At 43.0% G+C, this 14,371-nt stretch carries 12 protein-coding genes; all 12 read left to right on the top strand.

The window, feature by feature from the left end:
• Positions 1 to 225 precede the first annotated feature (225 nt).
• Positions 226 to 1,500 carry a Glu/Leu/Phe/Val family dehydrogenase gene (locus tag A9Z07_RS05560; protein WP_123775033.1) on the top strand — a complete coding sequence of 425 codons (1,275 nt, stop codon included), beginning with the start codon at positions 226 to 228 and terminating at the stop codon, positions 1,498 to 1,500.
• A gap of 82 nt (positions 1,501 to 1,582) precedes the next feature.
• Positions 1,583 to 2,788 carry an aspartate aminotransferase family protein gene (locus A9Z07_RS05555; RefSeq protein WP_004771168.1) on the top strand — a complete coding sequence of 402 codons (1,206 nt, stop codon included), beginning with the start codon at positions 1,583 to 1,585 and terminating at the stop codon, positions 2,786 to 2,788.
• A gap of 21 nt (positions 2,789 to 2,809) precedes the next feature.
• Positions 2,810 to 3,853, top strand: coding sequence for an arginine N-succinyltransferase (gene astA / locus A9Z07_RS05550; protein WP_069577577.1), 1,044 nt, complete (start codon positions 2,810 to 2,812; stop codon positions 3,851 to 3,853).
• Positions 3,853 to 5,322, top strand: coding sequence for a succinylglutamate-semialdehyde dehydrogenase (gene astD / locus A9Z07_RS05545; RefSeq protein WP_069577576.1), 1,470 nt, complete (start codon positions 3,853 to 3,855; stop codon positions 5,320 to 5,322). Before astA ends, astD begins: the two co-directional genes overlap by 1 nt.
• A 32-nt stretch (positions 5,323 to 5,354) precedes the next feature.
• Positions 5,355 to 6,695: an N-succinylarginine dihydrolase gene (gene astB, locus A9Z07_RS05540; RefSeq protein WP_069577575.1), complete on the top strand. Its 1,341-nt coding sequence runs from the start codon at positions 5,355 to 5,357 to the stop codon at positions 6,693 to 6,695.
• A gap of 33 nt (positions 6,696 to 6,728) precedes the next feature.
• Positions 6,729 to 7,703, top strand: coding sequence for a succinylglutamate desuccinylase (gene astE / locus A9Z07_RS05535; protein ID WP_069577574.1), 975 nt, complete (start codon positions 6,729 to 6,731; stop codon positions 7,701 to 7,703).
• Between the two features lie 172 nt (positions 7,704 to 7,875).
• Positions 7,876 to 9,366 carry an amino acid permease gene (locus tag A9Z07_RS05530; RefSeq protein ID WP_004771177.1) on the top strand — a complete coding sequence of 497 codons (1,491 nt, stop codon included), beginning with the start codon at positions 7,876 to 7,878 and terminating at the stop codon, positions 9,364 to 9,366.
• Positions 9,367 to 9,636: 270 nt separating this feature from the next.
• On the top strand, positions 9,637 to 10,287 hold the full coding sequence (locus tag A9Z07_RS05525) for a paraquat-inducible protein A (RefSeq protein WP_069577573.1): 651 nt from the start codon (positions 9,637 to 9,639) through the stop codon (positions 10,285 to 10,287).
• Positions 10,284 to 11,057, top strand: coding sequence for a paraquat-inducible protein A (locus A9Z07_RS05520; protein ID WP_069577572.1), 774 nt, complete (start codon positions 10,284 to 10,286; stop codon positions 11,055 to 11,057). The genes A9Z07_RS05525 and A9Z07_RS05520 overlap by 4 nt, the downstream gene beginning before the upstream one ends.
• A gap of 42 nt (positions 11,058 to 11,099) precedes the next feature.
• Positions 11,100 to 12,752 carry an intermembrane transport protein PqiB gene (locus A9Z07_RS05515; RefSeq protein ID WP_005256594.1) on the top strand — a complete coding sequence of 551 codons (1,653 nt, stop codon included), beginning with the start codon at positions 11,100 to 11,102 and terminating at the stop codon, positions 12,750 to 12,752.
• Positions 12,749 to 13,447, top strand: a complete 699-nt coding sequence (locus A9Z07_RS05510; RefSeq protein ID WP_069577571.1) for a membrane integrity-associated transporter subunit PqiC — start codon at positions 12,749 to 12,751, stop codon at positions 13,445 to 13,447. Before A9Z07_RS05515 ends, A9Z07_RS05510 begins: the two co-directional genes overlap by 4 nt.
• 174 nt (positions 13,448 to 13,621) lie before the next feature.
• Positions 13,622 to 14,194, top strand: a complete 573-nt coding sequence (locus A9Z07_RS05505; protein ID WP_069577570.1) for an undecaprenyl-diphosphatase — start codon at positions 13,622 to 13,624, stop codon at positions 14,192 to 14,194.
• The last annotated feature ends 177 nt before the right edge of the window (positions 14,195 to 14,371 follow it).

The following is a 14,371-nucleotide window of genomic DNA, read 5'->3' as shown; positions in this document are numbered from 1 at the left end:
CATTTTGATATTTACTATTAGCAAATTGATAAAAAATAATTCATTTTAATCATTATAACGAATTTTGTGAATCAATTTGATTCTTAATAATAATCTTATACAAAACCCCAAGCATTTTTGATTCAGTGAAAAGAAACACAGTGCGTATTAGGGAGGATGGGGTAGGACACCCTGAAAAAAAGGGAATCTGTGAATAACAGGGACAATTGATTAATTAAGGAATAGATGATGTCTTTATCATATGCGGCTCAAAACGGTAGTGCTTGGCAAACTTTTCTTACTCAAGTTGACCGGGTAGCACCTTATCTGGATGCCGACCTCAGCAACTTTGTCAACACATTGAAAACCCCAAAACGTACCTTGATTGTTGATGTTCCAATCGTGATGGACGATGGTTCAATCCGTCATTTTGAAGGCTATCGTGTACAACACAACTTATCACGTGGCCCGGGTAAAGGCGGTATTCGTTATCACCAAGATGTTGAATTAAATGAAGTTATGGCATTGTCTGCATGGATGACCATTAAAACGGCTGTATTGAATCTGCCGTTCGGTGGTGCTAAAGGCGGTATCCGTGTAAATCCAAAAGAATTGTCACCACGTGAATTAGAGCGTTTAACCCGCCGTTTTACCAGTGAAATCAGTCCAATTATCGGTCCACAAATTGATATTCCTGCACCAGATGTTGGTACCAATGCCAACATTATGGGCTGGATGATGGACACCTACTCAAGTATCAAAGGCCATACGGTCACAGGTGTGGTAACCGGTAAACCCGTTCATTTAGGTGGTTCATTGGGCCGTGTTCGTGCCACAGGTCGCGGTGTATTCGTGACCGGTATGCAGGTTGCAGAACGTATCAAGTTACCAGTTGAAGGTAGTAAAGTTGCTGTACAGGGCTTTGGTAACGTGGGTAATGAAGCTGCCTATCTGTTCAGTCATGCAGGCGCAAAAATTGTTACGGTACAAGATCATACCGGCACCATTTTCAATGCAGAAGGCTTGGATGTTAAAGCACTGCAAAAACATGTCGTTGAAACTGGCGGTGTGAAGGGCTTCGCCGATTCAACTGTGATTTCAGATGAAGAGTTCTGGACGGTGGATATGGATATTCTGATTCCAGCAGCACTGGAAGGTCAGATCACGGTTGAACGTGCACAAAAACTAAAAGCCAAAATCGTACTTGAAGGTGCGAATGGTCCAACTTATCCAGAAGCGGATGATGTCTTTGTTAGTCGTGATATTACCGTTGTACCAGATGTGATCTGTAATGCGGGTGGTGTAACCGTCAGTTATTTTGAATGGGTTCAAGATATGGCGAGTTATTTCTGGAGCGAAGACGAGATCAATGAACGTCTGGATAAATTAATGATTCAAGCGATTGGTGATGTCTGGAATACCGCAGCACAGAAAGAATGCAGTTTGCGTACCGCAGCTTATATTCTGGCATGTGAACGTATCCTGAAAGCGCGTAAAGAACGCGGTATTTTCCCGGGCTAATCCATCCCTTAAAAATTAGAGTAAAGGGCTTGTTGTGCATTCAACAGGTCTGAAGATTAAAAACAGGAAGTGAGTAAATAAAATGAGCGAAGTCGCAATTACACGTAGCAATTTTAATGATTGGATGGTTCCAGTTTTTGCCCCAGCAAATTTCATTTTAGTACGTGGTGAAGGTTCTCGTCTGTGGGATCAAAACGATAAAGAATATATTGATTTCGCTGGTGGGATCGCGGTAAACGCTTTAGGTCATGCACATCCTGTGGCAGTAAAAGCCTTAACTGAACAAGCTCAAAAGCTGTGGCATATTGGTAATGGTTATACCAACGAGCCAGTATTACGCCTTGCAAAACAATTGGTCGACAGCACTTTTGCGGACAAAGTGTTTTTCTGTAACTCTGGCGCAGAAGCCAATGAAGCGGCGTTGAAACTGGCACGTAAAGTTGGTTTGCTCAGTGGCAATGTAAACAAGAACCAGATTGTTGCTTTTAAAAATGCTTTCCACGGTCGTACTTTATTTACCGTAACAGCGGGTGGTCAGCCAAAATATTCTCAAGACTTTGCACCATTACCAGGTGGCATTGAACATACGGCATTTAATGACCTTGAAGCAGCAAAAGCAGCGATCACTGAAAATACTTGTGCCGTGATTGTTGAACCGATCCAAGGTGAAGGTGGTGTTCTGCCAGCAGATATCGAATTCCTGAAAGGCTTACGCGCACTGTGTGATGAAAAAGGTGCGGTACTGATTTTTGATGAAGTACAAACTGGTGTCGGCCGTACAGGTTCATTGTATGCCTATATGAATACGGGCGTAACGCCTGACATTTTGACCACAGCGAAAGCATTGGGTGGTGGTTTCCCGATTGGTGCAATGATCACCACAGATCATTATGCCAACATGTATGCTGTAGGTGATCACGGCACAACTTATGGTGGTAACCCATTGGCTTGTGCGGTTGCTGGCGCGGTATTTGAATTTATTAATACACCTGAAGTGTTAGATGGTGTAAAACAGCGTCATCAATATTTCATTGATGCTTTAAATAAAATCAATGCGGAATATGGCTTATTCAAAGAAATTCGCGGTCAAGGGTTATTAATCGGCTGTGTACTTAAAGATGAATATGCAGGTAAAGCCAAAAATATTGTGACCTTAGCGGGTGAAGAAGGTTTGCTTGCTCTGGTTGCGGGTACAGATGTGGTTCGCTTCACACCATCATTGATCATTCCTCAACAGGATATTGATGAAGGTCTAAATCGTTTTGTTCGTGCATTAGCACGCCTCTAAGTCTGCTGTGAGCATCTAACCATGATGATTGTTAGACATGCAGCGCATCGGGACTTAGATGATATTTATCGTTTAGCGCAACGAGCGGGGGAGTCTGGCATTGGCCTGACTTCCTTACCACAAAATAGAGACATTCTGGCTGAACGTATTACACGCACCACACGCACTTTAGCGGGGCTAACCGAAAAGTGTGAGGCAAGTTATCTGTTTGTACTGGAAGACACTAGCACGCACAAAATTGTGGGTGTGAGTGCAATTGAAGTTGCAGTTGGACTGAACGAACCTTTCTACAACTTTCGTGTGGCAAAACAGGTGCACGCCTCTAAAGCCTTAAATGTGTATAAGACTTTAGACACCTTGTTTTTAAGTAATGATCATACGGGTTGTAGCGAACTCTGCACCTTATTCCTTGATCCTGAATATCGTAAAAACCAAAACGGCAAATTTTTATCCAAAGTCCGTTTTCTGTTTATTGCTGCCTTCCGTTCTTTTTTTGAAGAACGACTGATTGCAGAAATGCGTGGTTTCTCTGACCAGAATGGACGGTCACCCTTTTGGGATTCACTCGGTTATCTGTTTTTCAATATGGATTTTGCCGCAGCGGATTATCTCAGTGGTGTCGGGCAAAAAGCTTTTATCGCAGAGTTGATGCCAAGATTTCCAGTCTATGTTGACTTGCTGTCTTCCGAGGCGCGTGAGGTGATTGCAGAAGTACATCCACATACGCTGCCAGCGGCAAAAGTGTTGATGTCTGAAGGTCTTAAATATCAGGGTCATGTCGATATTTTTGATGCGGGACCAACACTGGAAGCCAATACTGCCGAATTACGGGCGGTGACGGAGAGCCGTTTGCTCAAAGTCAAACTTACTGAGAAGGTTGAAAGTACCGAGACGCATTTTTTGGTTGCCAATGACCAATATAAAGATTACGCCGTGTTGCTGATCAATAACAAAGTCGATGAAAGCGAGACTTTATATTTAACAGCAGCACAAGCACAGGCACTGAATATTGCTGAACACGATGAAGTACGCGTTTTAGCATTAGAAAAAATGGAGAAGAACTAATGTCACAAGGTGCATTATTAATTGATGGTGCTTGGATTCAAGGACAAGGGACTGCATTCGCTAAATCAAATCCAGTGAGCAATGCACAAATTTGGGCAGGGCATGAAGCAACTCAGGCCGATGTCGAACAGGCGTGTCAGGCAGCGCGTCAGGCATTCCCAGCTTGGGCACGCTTAGCTTTAGAAGAGCGTATTGCAATTATTGAGCGTTTTGCGGGTTTATTGGAACAAAATAAAACCCAATTGGCTGAAGTGATTAGTCAGGAAACCAGTAAACCGCTTTGGGAAACTTTAACCGAAGTACAGTCGATGATTGGTAAAGTGGCGATTTCGATTCGTGCTTATCATCAACGTACAGGGTTTAGCGAAACTGAAATGCCAGATGGGGTGGCTTCGTTACGTCATCGTCCACATGGCGTTCTCGCTGTATTTGGTCCGTATAACTTCCCTGGTCATTTGCCAAATGGTCATATTGTTCCTGCACTTATCGCAGGTAATACAGTGGTGTTTAAACCAAGTGAACTCACGCCTTGGACAGCGGAAGAAACTGCAAAATTATGGCAACAGGCAGGTCTACCGAAGGGTGTACTGAATATCGTACAAGGTGGACGCAGCACAGGTGAAGCACTCGCTGCAGCTGAGCAGATTGACGGTTTATTGTTCACTGGCAGTGCCAATACGGGTTATCACTTGCATAAACAAATGGCAGGTGCACCTGAAAAAATCCTCGCTTTGGAAATGGGCGGCAATAATGCCCTGATCATTGATGAAGCAACCGATATTGATGCGGTAGTGAATTTAGCTATCCAGTCGGCCTTTGTTTCTGCGGGACAACGTTGTACTTGTGCACGCCGTATTATTGTTAAACAGGGTGCCAATGGTGATGCTTTCATTCAACGTTTTGTTGAAGTCGCGAAGAACTTAGTCGTAGGAAGCTGGAATGCTGAACCGCAACCGTTTATGGGTGGTGTCATCTCTGCACATGCCGCGGAACAGATGTTGGCAGCACAAAGCAAGCTCATTGCTCTAGGTGCAAAACCATTGTTGGAAATGACACGTCCACAAGCAGACAGTTCATTGCTTACGGCGGGTATTTTAGATGTCACTGAAGTGGCCGATATTCCTGATGATGAATACTTTGGTCCATTGACCACGATTTATCGCTATAACAGCTTCGATGAAGCCTTAAACATTGCCAACAATACCCGCTTTGGTTTGGCGGTGGGTCTGGTGTCACCTGATCGCAATTTATTTGAGCGTGTGTTGATTGAAGCGCGAGCAGGCATTGTGAACTGGAATAAACCATTAACAGGTGCATCAAGCGCGGCACCATTTGGTGGGGTTGGGGCATCAGGTAATCACCGTGCCAGTGCGTTCTATGCAGCAGACTATAGCGCATGGCCAATGGCGTCACTGGAAAGTGATAGCGTTACTTTACCTTCAAAATTATCACCGGGCATTATGCTGTAAGTCGGCTCGTATAGGGACACAGGGAGAGAAAAATGTCAGGTTATGAAATTAATTTTGATGGTTTAGTGGGGCCGACCCATCATTATGCAGGCTTATCGTATGGTAATGTCGCATCGACCAAAAACCGTAATAATGCGTCAAATCCTAAATTAGCTGCAAAGCAGGGCTTAAAGAAAATGAAAGCGCTTGCGGATTTAGGACTCAAGCAAGGTGTCTTTGCACCACAAGAACGTCCGCATGTGCCAACACTGCGCCGTTTGGGTTTTACGGGCAGTGATATTGATGTCATTACCCAAGCCATGCGTACTGCACCAGCACTATTGTCATCGCTCAGTTCAGCATCATCAATGTGGACTGCGAACTCATGTACGGTGTCGCCATCGACAGATAGCGCGGATGGTCGCATGCATTTTACTGCAGCAAACCTGAATAATAAGTTCCATCGATCAATTGAGCATCATACGACCACACGTATTCTTCAAGCCATGTTCAAGAATGATGTATATTTCGCGCACCATGAAGCATTGCCTGAAGCGGCACTGTTCGGTGATGAAGGTGCAGCCAATCATAACCGACTCGGTGGTGCTTATGATCAGGCTGGTGTACAGGTCTTTGTTTATGGTCAGCAACAGCTCGGTGGAACTGTCGCACCGCAAAAATTTCCTGCACGTCAAACCCGTGAAGCGAGTGAAGCGATTGCACGTTTACATCGTCTAGATGCGAAACGCACGGTGTTCATTCAGCAAAATCCAGATGTGATTGATCAGGGCGTATTCCATAACGATGTGATCGCCGTGAGTAATCAACAGGTCTTGTTCCATCATCAGCAGGCCTTTTTAAATCAGGCCGATGCATTGCATGAAATCCGTCAAAAAATGGCGGGAATCGGGCAAGAGTTTGTATCGATTGAAGTGCCTGAAAGTCGTGTCAGTGTAGATGATGCGGTATCGACTTACTTGTTTAATAGCCAGATTCTGACCCGCGCGGATGGGGGCATGAGCATTGTGGTACCAGAAGAATCACGTCAAAACAAAGCGGTGTGGGACTATTTGAGTGACATGATTCAAATGGGCACGCCAATTGATGACATCAAGGTATTTGATCTGCGTGAAAGCATGCGTAATGGCGGTGGCCCTGCATGTTTACGTTTACGTGTAGCGGTGAATGACGCTGAACTGGCTGCGGTCAATCAAAACCTGTTTATGAATGATGCATTGTTCAAAACCTTAAATCAGTGGGTGGATCAGCATTATCGTGATGAATTAACGCAGGACGATTTGGCCGATCCAAACTTATTGATCGAGAGTCGTACCGCGCTGGATGAACTCACGAAGATTTTAGGCTTAGGTTCGGTTTATCACTTCCAGAGATAAACATTCAATAACGGCTTTTAAGGATGAAAGTACATGGTTGATCTACTCGCATTGACTTTGGCGCAACAGACACCTGAGCAAACGCAAGGTGAAACGGCTGGATTTACATGGCAGTGGCTGGGTGAAGGGCTATTGCAATGTGCGCCAAAAACAACTTATAGAAAAACCATTGTGCTTTCTGCTGGTATTCATGGCAATGAAACTGCACCGATCGAATTGTTGGCCCATCTCATTCAGGATTCGTTTGCTGGACAGCTGGGTTTAGCAGTTCGTGTGCTTTTTGTATTGGGGAATCCCGCTGCGATTCGACAAGGGGTTCGCTATCTTGAAAATGATATGAATCGCATGTTCTGCGGTGCTTATCAGAATTTAACTCAGGATCAGGAAACCGAGCGGGCTGCACAATTAGAGCAGGTGGTTGCGGATTTCTTTGAACAAGATCATGTTGATGCACAACGTTATCACTATGATTTACATACTGCCATTCGTGCTTCGTTATTGCCTGTCTTTGCCTTATTTCCCTATCAGACACGACCTTATGATGATTTCCTGATCCAAAGTTTAAATGCTGCCAATCTGGATGCTTTGGTTTATCACAATGCGGCTGGAAAAACCTTTACCCATTTCACCACTGAACGTCTTCAGGCAGCGAGCAGTACGCTGGAATTAGGCAAGGCCAAACCTTTTGGTGAAAATGACTTAGCCGAGTTCGCCAGTACTGACCAGATGTTGCGTGCCGTACTTTCAGATCAGGCTTTACCGATTAGACAGAAACCTGACATTCGCCAGTTTAAGGTGGTGGATTCTATTTTAAAGCAAAGTGATGACTTTCAACTGAATCTGAGCGCCGATGCACCTAATTTTTCTACCTTTCAGCAAGGCGAGGAAATTGCGACGCAGCAAGCAGGAAATTATGTCGCGCATGATCAGCAAGTCTGGATTTTATTCCCGAATCCCAATGTAAAAATAGGGCTTCGAGCTGGATTGATATTAAAAGAAATGAAATAAGACATCGCCAATGAAGCGGTGAGATGTCGTTATGGAATGGTAATACATGGAGTTTGAATATGGATGTTCAGTAGAACAAAACGCGTCAAGGAATATCGTCTAGATATCCGTTTTTATGAATCAAAAACAGCAAGGACAGGTTGTCATAAGAATACAGTTGGAGTGACCGTGTATGAGTAACAATAACGAAAAGACATTTCCATCAGGCCAAGCCCTGAGTGGACAATATGTACCACAGCAGGATGTCGCCAGTTTATCGGGTACTTCAAGCGCAGAGATTGAAGTGGGTAAACCATTGAAACGTGCCATGACCAAGCGTCATCTGGTGATGATTTCATTGGGTGGTGCAATTGGAACAGGGCTGTTTTTGGGCTCGGGTGATGTCATTTCTCAGGCTGGTCCAGTTGGTGCGATTCTCTCTTACCTGCTGGGTGGCGTGATTGCTTACATGGTGATGCTGTGTTTGGGTGAACTTGCAGTACAAATGCCAGTGTCGGGTTCTTTTGGTGAATATGCCAGAACTTATATTGGCCCAGGTACGGGTTATATGATCACATGGTTGTACTGGCTCACATGGACGGCAACGCTAGGCACCGAATTTACCGCTGCCGCTTTATTGATGCAGGAATGGTTTCCTTCTATTTCCATGTGGACGTGGACATTATTATTTGCAGGGCTGGTTTTTACCCTGAATGTCAGTTCTACGCGGCTATTTGCAGAGTCTGAATTCTGGTTGTCTTTGGTCAAGGTCTTGACCATTATCTGTTTTATTGGATTGGGTTTAGCCGCCATTTTTGGCCTGATTTCCTATCATGGGCATGAGTCAGCACCATTGTTTAGTAAATTGACAGAACATGGCTGGTTCCCAAATGGTATTTTCCCGATTTTTGCGACCATGTTGATTGTAAACTTCGCATTCTCTGGGACAGAGTTGATTGGTGTTGCGGCTGGTGAGGCAGAAGAGCCAGCGAAGACTGTACCAAAAGCTATCAATGCGGCCATCTGGCGCTTGTTGATCTTCTTTGTCGGTACCATTGTGGTGATCTGTGCATTACTGCCTTATGAAATGGCAGGTTTAAATGCCAACAGTGTCAGCAATAGCCCATTCGTTACGGTATTTAACTATATTGGCATTCCATACGCAGAAGACATTATTCGATTTGTCATCATTACTGCGCTTTTATCGGCTGCAAACTCAGGTTTATTTGCCGCTTCACGCATGATGTGGTCATTGTCTGCCAAGAACCAGTTACCTAAAGTATTTTCAAAACTGACTCGTTCAGGTACACCAATTATTGCCATTATTGTCACCATGTTTGGTGCAATTCCAGGTTTGTTGTCAGAACATTTTGCTCCCGAAACGATTTTTAAGAACTTATTAGGTGTTGCTGCCTTTACTATGGTGGTGGTGTGGATTTCGATTTGTGTTTGCCAATTTAACTTCCGCAGACAATGGATCAAATCAGGTAAAACAGTCAAAGATCTTAAATTTGCTGCGCCGTTATTCCCATTAACCCCAATTTTAGGTGGCTTATTCTGTGTGATTACCTGTATCAGTATGGTGACAGATCCTTCAATGCAGGTCGGTTTTGTCTGCTGTATCCTGTTCATTATTGCCTGTTATGCGAGCTACAATATTTTCTATAAAGACAAAGTAAATTAAGTCATAAATTTCATATAAAAATCATATAATCGGCGAATAGGTTACAGATATTTTCTGTAGCCTATTCGCCTTTTTTATGGGATAACTTTTTAAGGGATATTATCAGTAACACTTCGATAAGCTGCTTTTATTCAATCAACAATTTAACCCTCGATGTGTTTACATATTGTGTAAGAATGATAGCCTGTGATTGTGAATGCAAAAATAAAAGGTATAACTGGGACAAGTCATTTTTAAATATGAAAGAATCTATGTAATGGGCAGGGCTTTATGGCGAATAAAAATAATCAGCCCTTAGCAATCGGCCAGCAAGTCAGACTCACTGAACTGGCAGGTTGTGAAGAATGTGATGCGATTTACCGTAGGGTAGAGCTTGTATCGGGTGAACGGGCTTACTGTACCTGTTGCGGTGCAGAGTTGTATCGCAGAGGTCATTCCTTTTCGTCCTTGCTTGCTTTAGTCATCACTGCATTAATTGTGTTTGTGATTGCCAATAGTTTTCCAATCGTGATCGTTGAACTCCAAGGAAATACCTCACAAACCACTTTGATTGGTGCTGCATGGACCATGTTTCATATTGATCGGGCACTGGTCGGGGTATTGATCCTGATTACGACATTTATTGTGCCTTTGGTTGAGTTATTATTACTCAGTTATGTGTTGTCCTGTATCAGTCTATTTGGGCGCCGACCAAAATATTTAATCCCAGCGCTCCGAATGCTGTTTTTATTCCGTACTTGGGGCATGGTTGAAGTCTTTCTCATCGGGGTGCTGGTTACCTTGGTCAAACTGGTCGGAATGGTGACCGTGATTCCCGGTGTGGCGCTCTGGGCATTTACCTTATTGAGTGTACTGTTGGTCTATATTGCTTCGGTAAAGATCAAGGATCTCTGGGATGAAGTTGATCGGAGTCTTGGATGAATAACAACAAAGAAGACGAAATCGGAATAATAGCACCTCATCTTCCTGCCGCTGATTTAAAGGTTAAAAACTATCTTAGGGCAAAAGATGTCGGCTTGATCCAGTGTCATTGCTGCGGATTACTCAATGCTGCCGCGAATAAAAACGCGGAAGAAGTACATCTGCAATGTTCCAGATGTAAGAGCGGTTTGCATGTACGTAAACCTCAAAGTTTAAATCGTACCTTCGCTTTAGTGGTCGCGGCTGCTATTTTATATATTCCAGCCAATGTATTACCGATGACGGTTACAGATTCATTATTGGGACGTCAGCAAGATACGATTATCAGTGGAGTCATTTATTTCTGGCAAAATGGGGATTATCTGGTGTCTGTGGTCATTTTTATGGCCAGTATCTTTATCCCGATTTTAAAATTACTGATTCTGGTATTTTTACTCGTTGCGGTCTCCATGCAGTCTTCTTCAAAACTGCATTTTTCACCTGAACATTGTGCCTTGCTGTATCGGATTGTTGAGTTTATTGGACGCTGGTCAATGATTGATGTCTTCGTCGTGGCATTATTGACCGCATTGATTCAGATCCAGTCGCTTGCCACAATTCTGGCTGGACCGGGCGCTGTAGCTTTTGGCGCTGTAGTGGTCTTAACCATGTTTGCTTCCATGAGTTTTGATCCACGGATTATTTGGGATAATTATTTCAAGGCAAATTCAGTGCATGATCCACACGCTGAACATTTAAAAACAACCACGATTCATCAACTGAAAAGTTAAAACTGTAAAACCCTGTTTTTGACCCATAAAAGAACGATCACTATGTCAGAAAATACACACAATAGCCAAGATTCTGAAGAGAACCTGACCGAGTTAACTCAGCAGGATACGGTTTTCGCGGAACCCGAAAAAAAGAAAGGGCGCTGGAGACCTGCGCTGATCTGGCTGGTTCCTTTTATTGCCTTGTTAATCGCGCTTTCACTTGCTGCAAAAGCCGTGCTGGATACGGGCCCAACCATTGAGGTGTCTTTTCGTACCGCTGAAGGCTTAGTTGCAGGGAAAACCACGGTTCGCTATAAACAGGTGGATATTGGTCTGGTTCGCCAGATTGATTTGTCTGATGATCGTTCTCATATCATTGCCAAAATTGAATTGCGCAAAGATGCCAGTAATTTTGCAGCCAAAGATTCACGCTTCTGGGTGGTGCGACCTCGTATCGGTACAGGCGGGATTTCCGGAATTGATACTTTATTATCAGGCGCTTATATCGAAGTGGATGGGGGCAAGGCAGAAGAAAAGCAGGAAGACTTTGTTGGACTTGAGGTTCCACCTGTTGTTTCCTCGGATATACCGGGTAAAGTGTTTTTTTTAAAGGCACAGGATTTAGGTTCGCTGGATATTGGGGTGCCTATTTACTACCGCAGAATTAATGTTGGGCAAATTACGGCGTATAAACTGGCAAATGATGGCAAAAGTGTAGAGCTCCAAACATTTATTCAATCGCCTTATGATAAGTTCGTGACCACAGATGCACGCTTCTGGCAGGCCAGCGGGGTGGATGTGACCTTGAATGCTTCAGGATTTAATCTGGATACCCAGTCGCTTGCCAGTATTGTTGCGGGTGGGATTGCATTTGGCTATCCAGAAAATTCGTCGGCAGGCATTGCACCTAACCACAGTTATTTTACCTTGTCAGATTCTCGCAAAGAGGCCATGAAAGAGCCTGATGGTAAACCTCGCCCGATTATTATGTATTTTGATCATTCTTTACGTGGTCTGACGGCAGGTGCACCAATTGACTTTATGGGCATTGAAATTGGAAATGTTAAAGCCATCAATGTGGAGTTTGACCAGAATTATACCCAGTTACGGATGCGCGTCGATGCTGTGATTTATCCATCTCGTTTAGCACATGGTAAAGAACTTGATCCAGATGGTGAAATCTTTAGAAACTTCATTGCAAAAGGATGGCGTGCTCAAATGCGCACAGGTAATCTGTTAACAGGGCAGAATTACATTGCATTTGATAAATTTCCGAAAGCGAAACCTGCTGCTTTAAAAATGCGTCCAGATGGACGGGCTGAGGTGCCAACCACAGCAACTGAACTGAGTGGATTGCAGGCGCAAGTGTCACAGATTGCGGATAAGGTAAGTAAGTTCCCACTTGAAGAGATTGGTCAAGATGTTCGTAAAACCTTGAATAATATGAATACCACCATTGAATCAACCGACAAATTGGTGAAACAGTTAGATGGCAAAGTGGCACCTGGTTTACAAGCGACTCTGAATGATGTCCGTAAAACCATGCAATCGAGTGAATCGATTTTATCCAGTGACGCGCCAATGCAACAGGACGTGCGTAAAGCATTACAGCAAATGACTCGGGCAGCGGCATCATTACAATTGATGGCAGATTATATTGAACAACATCCTGAATCGTTGATTCGCGGGAAAAAAGCAGAGACGAATAAATGATCATTACAAAATTGAAAAAAGCATTTACTGCTCAGGACGCGATACGTTGTGCTGGAATTTGTGCGATGACTTTATTAATTGCTGCATGTTCCAGTTCACCTACACTGAATTACTATACTCTGGCAAATAAAGTCACGCCTTTGCCGAGCTCAAAAGTGAAGGTGATCGAGGTATTACCTGTGGGCTTACCAGATCGAATCAATCGGGCACCTCTGGTGATACAGGAAATCAATGGTCGATCAAATATTCTGGATAATGAACGCTGGACTTCAACCTTAGGGGCAGAGTTAAGAGATAATTTATCTGCTGGCTTGCAACAAAAGCTTGGTGCCGTCGATCGCTATAACAGTGGGATGATCGGTGGAAAGGTGTCTTATCGGGTTGCGACGGACTTTTCCCATTTTGATATTGTGAATACCACTTCTGCGAATAATAAGAATGTTGAAGTATCTGTAGCATGGATTATTAAACGTAATGATCCGAGTATCACGATCAATCAAGATTCTACGCAGAATCAGCAGTTGGCTTGTCGGATGACATTCACTCAGCCTGTCAGTGCCAATAATAATCAGATTCCAACGATTGTGAGCAGCGCAAGTGCTTCACTGGGTCGCGTGATTGATGCAATGGCAGTTTCGATTGCTGCTTTAGATTCAAAAGTGCCCATTCGAGTGGAAGGAGCGGTTTGTTCTTAAATCTTTATAAATCAGGGTCTAAAGATTCTTAGTGAATAAATACGACTAAATCATCAAAATTAAAAATAGCTTAAATCAGGCTAAAAACTATTTTTATTCTTATGATAAATTTAATTTTTCTTTAAGCTATTTTTTTTATCGTGCTGACATCAAATCATCATGGATCGATTGGCAATGTCAATTGAAGATGTAAATATTAATATATTTCAGTGGATTAATGCCGCTGCGATGCAAAATACATTTTTGGATAAAATCGCTATATTCGCTTCGCATAATTTAATTGGCGGTTTATTAGGATTCTTAATCATTTCTGTATTTTTTAAGAATAAAAAATACAGAACACAATTTATTAAAACTTTAATCTTTGTGCTGGTCGCATTGTTATTTACCAACATTATCCATGCATTCTATTATCATCCGCGTCCATTTGTGATGGGACTAGGACATACGCTGGTCGGGCATGGTTCAACTTCATCATTTCCTAGCATGCATACGTTGACCGTTGCCACGATTGCTTTTTCTTATTTGCTGTCAGGATTTAGAAAAATAGGAAGTATCGGATTATTACTGAGCGGTATTGTAGGCTGGTCAAGAATTTATGTCGGTGTACATTTTCCTTTTGATGTGATCGGTTCATTTGTTTTTGCATTTATGATCGTTTGGGGAACGAATTATATATATGAAGAATATAGAATGAAATTAATGAAAATGATTGCTGTTCCTGTGATCGAGGAAAATATACTTTAAATCATTTTTATTAAAACGCTTGTGGTCACTTTTATCTGGAATAAAGACAGATAATCATCCATATTATCTGTCGATGTATTTTAAAAACTATGAATCACCTGATTTTGCTGTTAATTGTCCTTCAGCAATCAATTGATCTGCCATTTCTTTGGTTTTCTTTAAACCCGGCATACGTTT

This window comes from Acinetobacter sp. YK3 (genome assembly GCF_001729365.1).
GTDB classification, from domain to species: domain Bacteria; phylum Pseudomonadota; class Gammaproteobacteria; order Pseudomonadales; family Moraxellaceae; genus Acinetobacter; species Acinetobacter vivianii.
Note: the sequence above shows the minus strand (reverse complement) of the source record. Positions and strands in the feature narration are given on the sequence as shown.